This is a genomic window from Mesonia aquimarina (genome assembly GCF_003667275.1).
In the GTDB taxonomy this organism is placed as follows: domain Bacteria; phylum Bacteroidota; class Bacteroidia; order Flavobacteriales; family Flavobacteriaceae; genus Mesonia; species Mesonia aquimarina.
Genome location: NZ_RCNV01000002.1, coordinates 388743 through 404895, shown reverse-complemented (window position 1 = coordinate 404895; position 16153 = coordinate 388743). Strand labels below are relative to the sequence as shown.

At 33.9% G+C, this 16153-nt stretch carries 16 protein-coding genes; 15 read left to right on the top strand and 1 reads right to left on the bottom strand.

Features of this window, described 5'->3' with window-relative positions; all coding sequences use genetic code 11:
* Positions 1-306 precede the first annotated feature (306 nt).
* A complete protein-coding gene (locus D9R05_RS05390; RefSeq protein WP_121666202.1) occupies positions 307-1272 on the top strand; it encodes a DNA-methyltransferase in 966 nt (321 codons plus the stop codon).
* Positions 1273-1274: 2 nt separating this feature from the next.
* The gene (locus tag D9R05_RS05385) at positions 1275-2957 is read left to right on the top strand and encodes an AlwI family type II restriction endonuclease (RefSeq protein ID WP_121666201.1); all 1683 of its coding nucleotides are present in this window, start codon (positions 1275-1277) and stop codon (positions 2955-2957) included.
* A gap of 110 nt (positions 2958-3067) precedes the next feature.
* On the opposite strand, the gene ltrA is transcribed toward D9R05_RS05385, so the two are convergent.
* Complete coding sequence (gene ltrA / locus D9R05_RS05380; protein ID WP_121666200.1) at positions 3068-4330, bottom strand: group II intron reverse transcriptase/maturase; 1263 nt, start codon at positions 4328-4330, stop codon at positions 3068-3070.
* A gap of 670 nt (positions 4331-5000) precedes the next feature.
* On the opposite strand from ltrA, the gene D9R05_RS05375 reads away from it, so the two are divergent.
* The 13 genes from D9R05_RS05375 (at position 5001) to D9R05_RS05320 (ending at position 16079) form a co-directional block, all read left to right on the top strand.
* Positions 5001-5858, top strand: a complete 858-nt coding sequence (locus D9R05_RS05375) for a hypothetical protein (RefSeq protein ID WP_240462935.1) — start codon at positions 5001-5003, stop codon at positions 5856-5858.
* Between the two features lie 411 nt (positions 5859-6269).
* Positions 6270-7007 carry a YqjF family protein gene (locus D9R05_RS05370; RefSeq protein WP_121666199.1) on the top strand — a complete coding sequence of 246 codons (738 nt, stop codon included), beginning with the start codon at positions 6270-6272 and terminating at the stop codon, positions 7005-7007.
* Between the two features lie 288 nt (positions 7008-7295).
* Positions 7296-7889, top strand: coding sequence for a DKNYY domain-containing protein (locus D9R05_RS05365; protein ID WP_121666198.1), 594 nt, complete (start codon positions 7296-7298; stop codon positions 7887-7889).
* A 416-nt stretch (positions 7890-8305) separates the two neighbouring features.
* Positions 8306-8638, top strand: coding sequence for a type II toxin-antitoxin system RelE/ParE family toxin (locus D9R05_RS05360; protein ID WP_121666197.1), 333 nt, complete (start codon positions 8306-8308; stop codon positions 8636-8638).
* 17 nt (positions 8639-8655) lie between these two features.
* Complete coding sequence (locus tag D9R05_RS05355) at positions 8656-9759, top strand: HigA family addiction module antitoxin (protein WP_121666196.1); 1104 nt, start codon at positions 8656-8658, stop codon at positions 9757-9759.
* 294 nt (positions 9760-10053) lie between these two features.
* On the top strand, positions 10054-10500 hold the full coding sequence (locus D9R05_RS05350) for a cytochrome c oxidase assembly factor Coa1 family protein (RefSeq protein ID WP_121666195.1): 447 nt from the start codon (positions 10054-10056) through the stop codon (positions 10498-10500).
* A gap of 211 nt (positions 10501-10711) precedes the next feature.
* Positions 10712-11689 (top strand): HNH endonuclease, encoded by a 978-nt coding sequence (locus D9R05_RS05345; RefSeq protein WP_121666194.1) that lies wholly within the window; start codon positions 10712-10714, stop codon positions 11687-11689.
* Positions 11690-11809: 120 nt separating this feature from the next.
* Positions 11810-12073: a helix-turn-helix transcriptional regulator gene (locus D9R05_RS05340; protein ID WP_121666193.1), complete on the top strand. Its 264-nt coding sequence runs from the start codon at positions 11810-11812 to the stop codon at positions 12071-12073.
* Between the two features lies 1 nt (position 12074).
* Entirely contained in the window at positions 12075-13019 is a 945-nt protein-coding gene (locus D9R05_RS05335; RefSeq protein ID WP_262696560.1) for a type II toxin-antitoxin system HipA family toxin, read from the top strand.
* Positions 12926-13351: a HipA domain-containing protein gene (locus D9R05_RS15680; protein ID WP_317124592.1), complete on the top strand. Its 426-nt coding sequence runs from the start codon at positions 12926-12928 to the stop codon at positions 13349-13351. The genes D9R05_RS05335 and D9R05_RS15680 overlap by 94 nt, the downstream gene beginning before the upstream one ends.
* 684 nt (positions 13352-14035) lie before the next feature.
* Entirely contained in the window at positions 14036-14572 is a 537-nt protein-coding gene (locus D9R05_RS05330; protein WP_121666192.1) for a hypothetical protein, read from the top strand.
* Between the two features lie 105 nt (positions 14573-14677).
* Complete coding sequence (locus D9R05_RS05325; protein ID WP_121666191.1) at positions 14678-15589, top strand: alpha/beta hydrolase family protein; 912 nt, start codon at positions 14678-14680, stop codon at positions 15587-15589.
* A gap of 109 nt (positions 15590-15698) precedes the next feature.
* Positions 15699-16079, top strand: a complete 381-nt coding sequence (locus D9R05_RS05320; protein WP_121666190.1) for a hypothetical protein — start codon at positions 15699-15701, stop codon at positions 16077-16079.
* Positions 16080-16153: the final 74 nt, after the last annotated feature.

The following is a 16153-nucleotide window of genomic DNA, read 5'->3' as shown; positions in this document are numbered from 1 at the left end:
GAAATTTTCTTGGGGAACCCTATCGCTCAACTGAAAACTGTTGAAGAGTTTTTCTTGATAATTCTTTTTTCCTTGCATTCCATGAAATTAAGGCTTTTTTGTAACTTGTGCAACAGGCACAACGGTTATAAAAAATAGGCGAGACAGTAATAAACTCAAGGGCTTTGGCTCGTATCAAAGTTTGTGCGTAACTGAAAGGTTGGAGCTTCAAAAACGCCTACTTTTCATATACTAACCGTTGGGCACAATACGAAGCAACATCAGAAAATGAATCAAATTTCGTAGATTTGAAAAAAACAAAAATGAATGTATAGAACATCTGAAATAGTAGAACAATACGGAATTACAGAAAGCCGACTAAAAGAATATATTATTGAGCAGAAAATTCCCATTGTAAATGAAGAGGAAATTTCAAAAAAGTATTTTCAAACAATTTTATCATTTATTGAAAATACAGAAAATAGAATTGAAAAAAGACTAAAAAAAGCAGAGGCTACTTTTAAATATAATTCAGATAAAAATAAAGTTTCTATTTATCAAGATGATGCCATTACATTTTTAAAAAAATTACCTTCAAATAGCGTAGATGTTATTGCTACTGACCCAGCCTATTCTGGAATGAATGACAAGTTAAAACTTGGAAAAGGAAGAATAGTTGGAAAATACGCTGACAAAGGAAAAGAAAATGGAAAATGGTTTGGAGAATTTGAAGATAGCGAAGAAAATTACAATGTATTCTTATCAGAGTGTAAAAGAGTTTTAAAAAAATCTACTGGACATATTTACATAATGTTTGATTCTTATTCACTTTTGAGCCTAGGAAATGTGGTTAGAAATCACTTTGACGTTAAAAACCTAATCACTTGGGACAAAGTCAATATTGGTATGGGACATTATTTTAGAAGAAGGCACGAATATGTGATTTTTGCTACCAACGGTAATACCAGAAAAATTAGAAATAGAAAGTTTCCTGATGTTTGGCGTTTCAAGAGAATTCATAGCTCAAAATATCCTACTCAAAAACCTGTAGAAGTTTTTCAAGCAATGATAAACGCTAGTTCAGAAGAAGGATTTACAGTATGCGACCCTTTTTTAGGAAGTGCTTCTTCTGCTATAGCATCAATAAAAAATAACTGTAATTTTATTGGGTGTGATATATCAGACAAATCTATAGAAATGTCATCTTCAAGAATATCTGAATATTTGGAATCAGGAGAAGATAATTTACAAAAAAAATCAATGGCAGTTGATGACAAAATCTTCTGGGAATAAATATGGGAAGTTTATCAAAAGTCAAAGCGCTATTCGGTTTTACATCCCCAAGAACTTTAGAGAAAATTATTCCAGAAATTGAATTACTAACTAATTCCTTTTCAGGTAAGAAATGGACTGGCAATTCAGAATTACAAGCTGAATTTTTCGATTCATTATATAAATCAGATTTTTATGAAGGCGAAAGCTATCCTGCTGACCCTGCGTTTGCAGCAAGAGATAGAATAACTAGAGCACCAAAAGCATTCGGTTTTGTCGATTTAAAACCTAAAATTCAAATCACGGAAGCTGGAAAATTATTGCTTACTGGAAAAAGAGAAGATGAAACATTCACAAGGCAAATGTTAAAATTCCAACTTCCTTCGCCTTATCATACTCAATCAAAAACTCTTGAATTTTCAGTAAAACCTTACCTTGAATTATTAAGACTAGTTAAAGAGCTTGGAAGCCTATCTAAAACAGAAATAGCCTTGTTTTTTTCACAATTGATAAATTATAAGGATTTTGAAAAAATAGTTGCGAAAATTGTTGATTTCCGTGGGGGTTCAAAGTCTTTTAAAGGTAGCCGTAAAATGTACGTTGCAAAATGTTTTGAAAAAGAAGTATTAGAAATTTTTCAAAAAGAAGTACAAGATAAAAACTTAAAAACTAGGGAAAGTTCTGATATTTCATTGCAAAAGTTTATAAAAACTAAAAGCTCAAATATGAAAGACTACGCTGATGCTTTTGTCAGGTATATTCGAGCAACAGAATTAATTACTTTTCAGAAAAGAACTTTTAGATTGATAATTTCACCTCAAAAAATTGAGGAGGTAAATTATATTTTAGAAGAAACTGATAGAAAACCTTTAGTTTTTAAAAATATATCTGATTTTAAAAAACATCTATTTAATCCCTTTTCAGTTAAATTATTATCTGATAATAAAGACCTTTTAATTGATAAAATAGAAAAATTAGGCGTTACTGAATTTGATAAAACAGCATCAATTGAAGAACTGAAAGATGTTTTAGAAAGTCTTGAAATTACTGTTAAGTCTAAAAATATTGAGGAAAAGAAGCGTGAATTAAAAGACTATAAAGAACTACCAGATATACTTGACGTATTTAAGCAAATAAAGAAAAAAGAAGTTCCTGACGCACCTCTATTCCTTGAGTGGAATGTTTGGAGAGCTTTGGTTATGCTTAATTATGCAAAAAGAGTTGATGGTAATTTTATTATGGATATCGATGGTATGCCACTTAATTATGCACCAGGTCAAAAGCCTGACATAGAATCCGAATTTGCTGATTTTGGTTTAATTACAGAAGTGACAATGTCTGGTGGCAATACTCAATACAAAATGGAAAGTGAATCTGTACCAAGACACTTTGGAAAAGCTAAAGAAAGTCTGAATAAAGAAATGTATTGCTTATTTATTGCACCCAAAATTAGTGAAGGAACTTTAGCACACTATTTTAACTTAAATCGTTTTAACACAAAACTGTATGGAGGTAAAACCAAAATTATACCTCTATCAATCGACCAATTCATTGAATTTGTAAAAACTGGAATAGATAATAAATTTGATAACCCAGAAAAGCTAAAAAACTGGTTAGAAAGACAATGGAAAAATAATCAAGAAATGGAAGATGAAAATATTTGGAGTGAAAACATTAAAAAAAGTATATTGAAATGGGCATCCTAAAAATAAGTACTGTGCCCAATCGAGTGGATGGCTCCGCCATTAAATGACGGAGTGCACCCCTCACACCACCGTACATACGGGTCTCGTATACGGCGGTTCGATAATGAAACTCATCGCTTGTAGTGTTCGATTAAACTAACATAACCTTTCATTTTTAACCTTTTTACGGTAATTGTGGTTCGCAGAATGGGGCTTTGAGCTACTGCCCAGCCTCCCATTCTCGTACGACTCCAAGCGTAGGCGTGATCATAGTCGATACCTAAGCGGATTAGGTTTTTCCGTTTTCGATTAGGTTTCTTCCAGTGATGCCAAATGCAATACCGCAATCGGTTTCTTAGCCATTCTTCCAGCTTTTTAAGCTTGGCGTGAATAGATGCCGGTTTGAAGTAATTTATCCAACCCCGTACCAACAGATTGATACGTGCGATACGTTCTTCAAAACTGGCAGGTATCGTCTTTTTGGTCAGCTGTTTAAGTTTTGCCTTAAATTCCTTCCATTTTGACGGTTTAACCACTAGTTGATATTTCCCTTTTTCTCCTTTTTTATAGGTTGGCACAAAACCAAACCCTAATACTTGAAGACCTAAAGGGTTACGCGTACCACTTTTCTCCCTGTTTATCGGTAGTTGGAGTTTATTTCGCAAAAATTTGTAGATACTGTTACCTACTCTTTTTGCAGCCACTTTACTTCTAACGTAAATACTGAAGTCATCGGCATATCTCACATAACGGTGCCCGCGTTTCTCCAGTTCTTTGTCCAGCTCGTTGAGCAGGATATTGGAGAGCAGCGGACTTAAAGGAGAGCCTTGCGGCACTCCTTTAGTGCGCTTTTGTAGTTTGCCGTTAATCAGTATGGGTGCCCTGAGAAATGAGCGCAATAGCTTCAGGGTCGGTTTGCATTTTACCTTTTTGTATATCAGTTCCAGAAGAATATAATGTTCCACCTCGTCAAAGAAACTCTTTAAGTCGATGTCTACTATATTTTGATATCCTGAGTTGATATTCTCAAGGCTTTTTGCAATTGCCTGATGTGCGTTGCGCTTTGGTCTGAACCCATAACTGTGCTGTTGGAAATCTGACTCGAATACGGGTTGCAATACTTGGTGCAGTGCTTGCTGAAATACCCTATCGACAACCGTAGGAATACCGAGTAATCGTTTCTTACCGTTGCTTTTGGGTATTTCAACACCCAGTATTGAGGCTACCTGATAGAACTCCCGTTCTATTTGCTGGATATACCGTTTACTATGGGTTTGCAGTTGGGATTTCAGTTCCGTTATGGAAAGTCTGTCCACTCCTGCCGCACCCTTGTTGCGGTACACCTGCCAATAGGCATCGTTTAGGTTCTTTTTACTTGTTAATTGTTTAATCATTAATACTAATTTGACTTGCTGTCTCGCTTAATCAAAGGCTACTGTTTTACTGGAAGGCTATCCGTAGCGCAAAACCGCTCCTAAGTTTATTAAAGACCATTATCGTTCAGTCCTTCCTCATTTGTGAGACCTATGCAGTTTTTCTGCACCTCGTTTTCTGTGAGTACTATGACCTCGGCTGACTTCTCCGCTTTATCAACTCGTGATTACGGAGACCTCCCCAGGTAAGAACATCTTCTTTTACTCGATTCCTGCCGTATCTACATATATGCACTTTTGATATTCTTTGGGCTTTGCAATGATGTGCTTACTTACCCGTGCATAAATGCCTCGTATACGGTTTCTGTTCGTCAGTACCGAGTTTTGTAGTTCTGCTTCCTTCAGTCCTATCCTCACGGATAGCAACCTTGCAGCTTACTAATGGTTCAAGGCGTTACCCCTGTCCATAAGGGACTTGCACCCTCTAGATTAATTATTTACCTTTCGGTAAATTAAAGATGCCCATGCTGGGCACACACCAAGTATATAACAAATAGCTATGTCTTTTTCAACTCGAAAATTTTGGTATATTTGGTTTGCTCTGTGACGGAAAAATAATAGCTAACTTGCACGCTACTTGTTATATACAAACTCGTTACCTGCCATTAAAAACAAATCCTAAATTGAAAAAATGAAAATCAAATTTGTTATTTTTATACTATGCACAATTATATTTCAATGCTGTAAAAACGAAACAAAAAAATTAGATACTAATGTAAAAGATAAAAATATTGCTTTTCCTACTTATGAGCTTATCGGCGAAGGTGAAAATATTATAGTGGAATCGTTTGATTCTACTGTTGCAGACTTAAATAAATATAATTACAACAATATTATTTTTAAAGTAGGAACTGAATTCATTTATAGCTATCAGCATATCACAAAAAATAATGAAGTTCAATTTTTCAAAAAGACTGAGGATAATTCTGGATGGGAATTTCTAGACTCAGATTCAACTGATTTTTCAACCACACATACTTTGACTATTTCTGTCCTTGATGGAAATCCAATGTCAAATGGTATTGCCAATTATAATCAAACTAACTTAAAATATATTCTTTTTGACGAATCGAGTTTTTCAATGTCAGGTGTTATTGAAAATGAAGCTAACCTATGGATGCATCCACCACGAGACTATTATTTTAGAATATTGGAACTAAATCCATTTCCTTACATAAAAGCACCATATGAAATTGGAAATAAATGGAATTGGAGTTTAAAAATTGGTGATGGATGGGCAGATGAACGCTGGAAAGTTTGGAAAGGTACCATAGATAACAAATACAAATATGAAATTATTGATAAAATAAAGTTAGAAACCGAGTTTGGTAAATTAGATTGTTATGTAATTGAATCTTCAGGGAAAAGCAGAATCGGAAAAACAAAATTGACTGCATTCTTTAATGAAAAATATGGATTTGTACAACTGAACTACAAAAATATTGATGGTACTAAAACAAACTTAGAACTGATTGAACATAATCAATAAAACGGCAGGTAACAACGGTAGCCGTTGCACAAGCCCTAAATTTTAAAAATACTCCATCAATATAAGCCGTTTTTAGCGGTTTTTAATCTTAGATTCGATAGCGTTTAAGTTCCTTAAAAGCGAGCTATAGGAGGGCATCTTCAAGGATGGCTACCAGTCTCGATAATTCTTTTATGGGGGTTGAGTTGTTTTTGGGAGGAAAGTTAGTTGTTAGCTTGGGTCATCAAAAACTGTAAAAGCAATTTTAAGTGGTATTTTTAGCACATGTAAAGCCAAAAAAAACAGATGAGATTAATCTGGGAAATAAAAATTGGGTTGACACTGGTTTTTGGTTTGAAACTAAATTATAACTATTTTCAACCACTAATTAGGTAGTTTTGAGACAGACTGCCGTTGTAGCCAATTTACGAAATGAAAATCCGAGAAATATTAAATACCACACAACACAGACCTTGGGAAATTCCAACTAAAAATTGGAAATTTTACCAAGAGTGGAATAATGCAATATTTCTTCATTATCAAGTTGACTTGACCGAATTAAAAAAGTTTGTTCCAAATGAATTAGAAATTGACCTTTTTGAAGGTAAACCTTGGATTTCGGTCGTTGCTTTTACAATGGAAAGAATTAGACTGAAAAACTTACCTTCCTTTTCACCAATATCGGATTTTGACGAAATAAATATTCGGACTTATGTTAAGTCAAAAAATAAAACTGGAGTTTACTTCTTGAGCATTGAAGGTGGAAAAAGCTTGTCTTGTAAAGTTGCAAAAAGCATTTCTGAACTTCCGTATAGATTTTCAAATATTAAACGGACTGACAAAAAATATCAATCCCAAAACTCTGAATTTAATGACAAATTAAATATTGAGTTTAAAATTGGAAACGAACTGACCGAGAAAACGGAATTGGACAAATGGTTAACAGAAAGATATGCTCTTTTCCAAGACACAGACGATTCTATAAACGAATTTGAAATCCATCATTTGGAATGGCAAATTAATGAAATTGACATACAAAAATTGGAATTGAATTATCCGAGATTTGAAAAATTTATAAACGAACGACCAAGCAAAATTCATTATTCGAAAGGAGTAAAAGTTTTGGCTTGGGGGAAAATTAAAAACAAAAAAACTGGCTACAATAACTAGCGTTCGTATGGTCTGTACGACCCAATATGAACGTCTTGTTGACTGAACCGGTTTTGATAATCATTAGGATTGCCGGTTAACTATCTATAGGGATTAGTTTTAGCTTGGGGCAAAAAGCGCATACAAGCAGTTTTAACAAACACTATAAACGTATATAAACCCTCAAAATATGGGATAAGTCCACTGGATAACACCGGTTTTTGGTTTGAAACTAAATTATAAGTATTTTCAACCACTAATTAGGTAATTTTGAGACAGACTGCTGTTGTGCGTAATTAGACCAAGACATTGAGAACGATAATTTTCATATTGACACTTTTAACACTAATTGGATGTTCAAGCGGTTATGAAAAAACTGACGGTAAATGGACATACGTGTCCTATGACGAAGCAGCAGGTAAACGAATAAAGGAATTGCAAGTTGACAATGAGTCCTTTGTGGTTTTAGAAAATGAAACATATGCCAAAGACAGAAGTAATGTCTATTTAAAAGGCGAAAAGATTAAAAATGCTGACCCTATAACCTTTGAAACAATTGACCAAGGCTATTCTAAGGACAAAAATTATGTTTACATAGACTATTACAAAATTTACAAAGCAAACCCCGAAACTTTTGAAATTCTAAAGCCCCCATACTCGAAGGACAAAAACACAATTTATTGCGGATCTCTTCCTTTAGAAACGGACTACATTGACAACTTTGAGATTATATCGACAACCGGAATGAAATCGATAATATTGACAGAACACTTTATTGAACTAAATCCAGAATACTCCGAAATCGACCCTGAAATTTATCACGGGGTAGTTATAGGAAACGGGGAATTAAAGACCAGATATGAAACTTTTGAAGGACATAAAAAAAATAACTACGCACAATAACTAGCGTTCGTGTGGTCGGGACGACCTAACAAGAACGCAATATTGACTAAACCAGTCTCGATAATTATTGAGGCTGTCGGTTAACTCTATATAGCGATTAGTTATTCTCCGTAGGCAGTAGTTGTTAGGTAGGGTCACACAAGAAGTCTTAATAGATACTCTATAAGTGTATGTTTAGCGCATATAATGCCTCTAAAAGCAGCTAAGGCTAATCTATGGAATAAAAAACCGGATATACGAATTTTTGTTTTAAAACCAAATTATAAGTGTTTTCAGGCACTAATCAGGTAGCTTTAAGACAGACTACTGTTGCTAACAAGCACATAAAATGAATAAGATATGAGCGCCAAAGATTAATGTATTCTAAAAATACAAAAACAATTAACCCTTTAAGTAAATAGTTTTGTAACTTTGCAATGGAATTATCGTATAAAAATAACAAGCTGAAGAAGTCGCTCACTACCGACAAAGGTATAGCAAAGAGCTATGGTACATTAGCAAAAAAGGTGAAGTTACGTATCACTCAGCTTAAAAATGCAGATAATTTAGAGGTTATCTCACAATTATCTGTATTACGATTGCACCAGCACATAGGTAAAGGCAAAGGAACTTGGTCAATAAATATTCAACAGAATTGGAGAATATTATTTGTTATAAATCAAGACCCTATACCAACCTTAGAAGATGGTGGAATAGATTTAAAAGCGATAACCATTATAAGTATTGAGTCTGTAGAGGACCCTCATTAACTTAATAAGGAAACATTATGACTGATTTACAAATTAAAAAATCTTTACTATCGTGCCCAGGCGATAGTATTCAAGAGCATATAGACCATATTGGTATGTCGCAAGCCGAATTAGCAGAGCGATTAGGCAGGTCTATTCCTAAATTAAATGAGTTAATTAAAGGAAAAGCACCCATAACCAAAGAAACAGCCACCAAATTGGAATACGTTTTGGGAGTTTCTGCAAGTTTTTGGCTCAATTTAGAACGCACCTATCAAGATGAATTATTAGAAATAGAACAGATGGAACATTTAGAACTGTGCCAAGAATGGGTTTCTACTTTTCCATTAGCTAAAATGAAATCTTTTGGTTTGCTTCCAAATACTCGTAAAAAACCTGAATTAGCAGATAGCTTACTAAAGTTTTTTAGAGTTGCTTCCCCTAAGCAATGGTCAGACATATATAATGGTAGTTCATTAGCATTTAAAATAGAATTAAGACATACTGCCGAACCACAAGCTATTTCAGTATGGTTGCGCTTAGGAGAATTACAAGCGGAGAAAATAAAAGTAACTGAATTTGATAAAAAAGCATTACGTCATTGTTTAGAACAATTTCAAGACATTGCCTATAGACATGCAGACACTTGGTTAGAAGAACTGCAAGCACTTTGTGCATCTTGCGGTGTAGCCTTAGTTTATACACCTTGCATTGCTAAAGCACCTATTTATGGAGCTACAAGGTGGATAAAAAATAATAGCATACCCCTTATTCAAATAACAGATAGACAAAAAGATTATAATGCTTTTTGGTTCACTTTCTTTCACGAATTAGGACATATTTTATACCACGGAAAAAAAGACATCTTTATTGATGGTATTGAAAGTATTAAACCTAACAAGGAAAAAGAAGATGAAGCAGACTCCTTTGCAGCGCGTATGCTTTTATCGGAGAAAGAAAGGAATGAGTTGTTTAACTATTTTTCCTTTGACAAAGAATTGATTTTGGAGTTAAGTGAAAAGTTCAAAAAACATCCAGGTATAATTGTCGCCCAAGTACAAAGGGAACACAAGCATTTGTATAAAGATATCCGCTTAAATAGTTTAAAAACTAAGGTTGAATTTTCTGAATTATCAATTTAAACATGTAGAACTACTAAGAAGAGCCAGCAGGTAATCGCATGGATGGTTCCGCCATTAAATGACAGAGTGTAGTCTCGCTTTCTTTTGTTGTGATCTCATGGATAGCAAGCTTGCAGCTTACTAATGTTTTAAAGAGCTTGTCCTGAGTGAAACCGAAGGGTTACTCTGCCCATAAAGGACTTGCACCCACTAGGATAAATGTTTATCTTTCGGTTAACAAAAGATGTCCGTGCTAGGCACACGCAATGTATATAAAAAATTAGCGGAACTGACTGCTAAAACAATAATAACGAAATGAACAACGAACTGATTGAACATAAAAGCTGGTGGAAAAGGAATTGGAAATGGTTCGTTCCTGTAAGCGGTATAGTATTGATTATTCTATCAGTTTTTATTTTTTCTAGAATAGGCGGAATTGGAGCTGATTTGGCTCAAGCATATTCGGATACTGAACTTTATCAAGATGCACTAGAAAAAGCAAAATCTGAACAAAAAGTTATTGACCTACTCGGCGAAATTGAACCTATTGATAAACTTGCAATTTTAGAAGGCGAAGTTCTTTATACAAATAATAACCAAACTGTTAATTCAACAATCCGAATAACAGGCACAAAAGGAAAAGCCAGAATGGATATTACTGCGGATAAAATTGAAAATCAGTGGAAATATAAAAGGATTAATGTCCGAATAAAAAATCCGCCTGAACAAAAACAAACGATTGAAATAGTAACAGCGGAATAAAAAAGCACTATGGTCGAGTGGATAACTCAGCCATACAATGATGCAGCGTACCTTACCCTTAGGTATTGCTCAGGAACCAAGCAGGTCTTGTATACGGTGGTTCGTACATTTGACCGCAATTGTTCATATTCAAGCATTACTATACCCCCTCTTTCCTTGAAGTACTTTGATAACAAATTAATTAAAAAGTTTTTTATCTTCCACTCCGATAATGCAAGAACCCATCAATAAATACATCGCTCAGCTTACCCAGCTCAACCGCGATTATAGCAAAGGCTTAGGCAAAGCCCCCCATAAACCTGTTTTGTTAATATCGGTCATAGAATTGATTGCCAAACAAGAAATTACCGGCAACCGGATTTTTATTACAGGAGAGCTTGTTTTAGCCTTTAAGAACAACTGGAAAAAATTAGTCACTACAGGGCATACCGCTAATTTTGCCTTACCCTTTTTCCATTTAAGGTCTGAGCCATTTTGGGAATTGGTCACGAAACCCGGAAAGCAAATCCCGCTTACAAAGTCAAGAAGTATTAAAAGCTTTCCGAAATTAAAAGAAACGCTAGCGTTCGCCACGATTGATCAAGCTTTATTTCAGCTTTTGCAGCAGCCTGTTCACCGAGAACTTTTACTGGCAGTCTTGTTAGATACGTATTTTCCGGAGACCAAACACAACTTCTCGTTTGCGCTTCCAAATACCACCCAACAGCAATTAGAGTATGAAATTCTAAATGAACCTTCTGCCATTTATAAGCAACATATTATAGAGTTAAAAGCAAGCTTACCTGAGGATGATTATCAAGAAGAGCTTTTTATCAGAGGAAGCCTATTTAAAAAGACCATTCCTAAACTATATGATTATAGTTGCTGTATCTCCAAAATGAAGGTAGAGACGGGTTTAAATATTCAACTGATTGATGCATGTCATATTCACCCCATTAGTCTTTCGTACGATGCCACCATACAAAACGGTTTGGCCCTAACCCCTACTCTACACCGCGCGTTTGACCGGGGGTTAATTACGATAACTACAGATTTTACGGTGCGTGTTTCCAAAAGATTACACGAAGGAGCCTCGGTATATGCGCTTTCACAATTTGAGGGAACTACCATTCAACTACCTCAACAGGTCCATCATTATCCTTCTTTAGAAGCCTTAGCTTGGCATCGTAAAGCGGTGTTTTTGTTATAAACGAGAAGATTAGCATCAGTTTTGCTGGGCTTGAATTATACCATATAACTGCAAAATTGTTTACTATAATACACATTTAGAGCTATTTTTAGTATATTTGTGTATTATAATAAACTTCCTATGATAAATGCAGTAAGCATAAAAGAAGTAAAAACAAAACTTGGAGAACTTTGTAAGCAGAAAAGGCAAGCTTACGAAATGTCTCAAGAGGACTTGGCAAAGGCATTGGATTTATCACGTTTTACCATCCAAAAATTTGAAAGCGGTAAAAATGCCACCTTAGATACGGTGCTTAAAATTGCTCATCATTTTGATTGGTTAGAAAGCTTTTACCAAGCCCTAAAAAACTTGGAATCAACTAACGACATTGATTCATTGTATTAATATGGCAAAAAACAGCATCATAGAAGTACGCTTATTTGGTTTAGAAATAGGTAAACTGGGGTATGATATAGACAAACAAGCTTCGTATTTTCAATACAACCCAAAGTTTTTGGAGTCGAACCAATACACAAATATTTTTCCTTATATCTTCAAGCGTGTAAAACCAGTTCAAATCTTCAATAAATTTGAAGGAGAAACCTTTAGAGGCTTACCTCCTATGATTGCCGACTCGCTACCAGATATGTTTGGAAATATCATTTTTAAAGAGTGGTTTGAGTCTAAAAACAAGGAATTTAAAAAAATTACCCCTTTAGAACAACTAACCTATGTGGCTAATCGAGGTATGGGAGCTTTAGAATACCACCCGATAAGCAAAATACCTAAAACATCTACTATTAATATAGATGAAATTATTGAGGTTTTACATAAAGTATTATACGTAAAAAAAGAAACTAACGAAAAAGAACTCAGTGATATTGCATTACTGAATGTTTTTAAAATAGGTACTTCTGCCGGGGGGGCTAGACCTAAAATTTTAATTTCAGAACATAAGACCACAGGCAAAATTATTCCCGGAGATATGGAATATAGTAATGACTATAATCATTACTTAGTCAAGCTTTTTATAAATGAGGAAGGAGAAAAAGGGTATAATAAAGAAAAGATAGAATATGCTTATTATGTAATGGCTAAAGAAGCCGGTATACAAATGATGCCCTCTAAACTCATAGAGAATAAACATTTTGCAACTTTACGTTATGACAGACAACATGGAGAGAAACAACATGTATTGACGGCTTGCGGACAAGCGGATGGGATTTTAAAAAACCGGAAGATTCAAGCTACGAAAATGTGTTTAAATTGGCATTGGACCTTAAAGTGCCTTATAAAGATATACAGGAACTTTTCCGAAGAATGGTATTTAATGTGGTATTTGCCAATATAGACGATCATTTAAAAAACCATAGCTTTATGTATACTACAGATACGAATAGTTGGAAATTGGCCCCGGCTTATGACTTGACCTATCCCTTAAACATCAATCTTAATTACAGGAATGTATCACGAGCCTTATCGATCAACAATAAAAGAGACCGTATAAATTTTGAAGATGTGATGAGCATTGCCGAAGAATTTGCTATTAAAAACCCGAAAGGGATCATACAAGAAGTGCAAGAAGTAAGAAAGAGTTGGAAACCACTTAGCAAAGAATTACAGATACCGCCAAAAATAAGCACCGCTATTAGCAAAGAATTTTCAACTTTAATTCAGGAATAAACTATAGAAAAAACCAAATACGAAGTGTTTTACTTAAAAACCTAACAAGTATTAAAAATAGTGTTTTTCTTACTATAACATAAAGCTAAAATTGATGCATGTACGCCCGCAATTTAAAGAGGTAAATATTCAACTGCCTAAACAGGGACATCACTATCCTTCTTTAGAAGCCTTAAGCTGGCATCGTAAAGAAGTGTTTTTAGGTTAAGGAGGTGGAAGTAAGTTTTTTGTATAATACTGTACTAATAAAACCTTATTTTGAGATGTGAGGTTTAATGATAAAACCCTTATCTTTAAAGCATTAATCATGCTTATAACATAAAAAACTAAATTATTATGGCAGTAGAACACACTCCGACCGGAATTGTACACCAAGGAAAAAAAGGGGGCACCAAGGGCTGTTCTTAAAGCATATAGCGTAAAGCATAAAGCTCTACTCGTTTACCATTGAATGTATAAAGTTTGTGGCTATATATGACAGTAATGCTGAAAAATAATATACTGAATTCATTGCTTAAAGCACACAACCTGTAACGTAACTATACTCCACAACTGATGCAGTCGAGTACGTACGGTAGAAAATTTATAATGAGTCTCCCGTAACAAAAGCATAACCCAATAAATTTAGAAAAATTTAAACGCATTGTATAAATAAGAATTGTATCTATTTAAAAAAGGATAGTCATGAAAAAAATTCTAGTTTTCGTCTGCATTAGCCTATTATGTAGTTGTTCAAAAAATGATGTAGACGTAAATGATAATAATTATACTTTTGATGGCAAAGGAGGAATTAAATGTAAAGCAAATGGAGAATTAATTGAAGCCACCTTAGTAATTTCTCCAGGAGCATCTACAAAAGATCTTATTTTTACTTCGTATAATAATGAGAATTACATGTCTTTATATTTTACAGACAAAGGCGAAAAACCAGATTTTATTTCTCAATCAATTAGAATTAGAGTTTTTAATATCTCTCCCACTTCTTCATTAGAAGGAAACACATACAGTCTTCAAAATGAAACAAATAACAGTTATGGAAAATATAGAATCAACTCCCTTGATTTTAATTATTCTACTACTGAAAACTTTATTGGTAAATTAGAGATTGTTTATCACGATATTGAAAATAGAATATTAGGAGGAAGGTTTTTCTTTGATGCAACTAACGATAATGGCGAAATTGTTGAGATAAGAGATGGCGAGTTTGATATGAAATATTAAAAAGCATCTATCAATGCTGTTTGTTTTCTACGAAAAGTACAACTGCTATTTTTTAAAAAGGTTCTCCATATCTTTACTACTCGATATTTTAGCACCATTTAAAAAATGCGAACATTCATAATAATTTTGGCTTTACTTGTAATTTCCTGTAAGGGAAATCATAAACACAGCAATCAAACTGAAAAATCAATTCCTGAAAGGATAATAAACTCAGAATTTGAATTAATTAAGTCAGAAAAACAAAAAGGCCTCTTAATCTTATTTCCCTGTTTACCTTGTGACGCTAAACACACATTTTCAGAATTTAAAATTGCAGAAATAAGCATAAGAAATGGGATTTCGGTTTTAGCCATGAACTTTAACCGGCATTTGTTCTTACATCCGTCAGAAAAACAACAATTAGCAAAACAATTAGAGAATATCGTTGTAGAAAATAATTTACCTAAAGAAAATATAGTTATTGGGGGATTTTCAGCTGGTGGAAATATAAGTTTACTGATTAGCGATTATCTTGTTAAAAGCAAAAGTCAGATACAGCCGAAAGGTGTTTTTGTAGTGGACTCGCCTATTGATCTTTTAGCACTGTATAATACGGCTCAAAAAAACTTAAAAATGAATTTTTCAGAACCCTCAATTCAAGAGGCAACTTGGATAAAAAATAGGTTTGACAAAGAGTTTGGAAATCCTGAAAACGGAATTGAGCATTATGAAAAGTACTCCCCGTTTACACTCGAAACACAACATATTAAAAACTTGGAAAATCTTAACGGTCTCAAAATCAGATTATACACAGAACCTGATTTAAAATGGTGGCAAGAAAACAGAAAAAACGATTATAAGGACCTAAATGCTTATTACCTAAAAAAGCTATCGGAAAAATTAAAGATTGAATTCGAACATAATGATATCGAATTTATAGAAACCGAAAATAGAAGCTATCGCGCAAATGGAGAAAGGCATCCCCATGCTTGGTCAATCGTAAACGAAAAAGATTTGATACATTGGATGACAAAATAAAAAAGGGGCCACCGGTTGTTGGTTTTAAAAGCAAATTATAAGTATTTTCAAGCACTAATTAGTTAGCTTTAAGACAGACTGCCGTTGTAGCTGATTTGAGAAAATCCAAATGAACGAATCAAAAAGACTGAATTTCCTAAAAACATATCTCAAATTATATGAGGTTAAAAATATTGAATTAACTAATGAAACTGTTAACTCGATAAGCGGAATTGCAATCTATAACGAGAATGATCCAGAAGAACGACAACAATTCATATGGCACAAAACCGAAAATGAAGTGCCTCCCGTTGAATTAAGTATTCTGATTGAAAAAATTGTAGCTAAAAAATGGCATAATGGAGATAGAATTTCGAAACGCATTAAGGAATTCGAATTTAAGGAATTTAACAACTCGACTAAAGAAAAAATTCTGACTGAATTGTTTGATGTGCATATTAAAATGGTTGACGACGATGAAGAAACAGACTCTTTTTTTGTACATTATTAAAAGTAAAAGTATTCACACCTCATCATTTCTGCTAATTGACACTGTTTAATTATAAAAAAATTCCTACACTATAA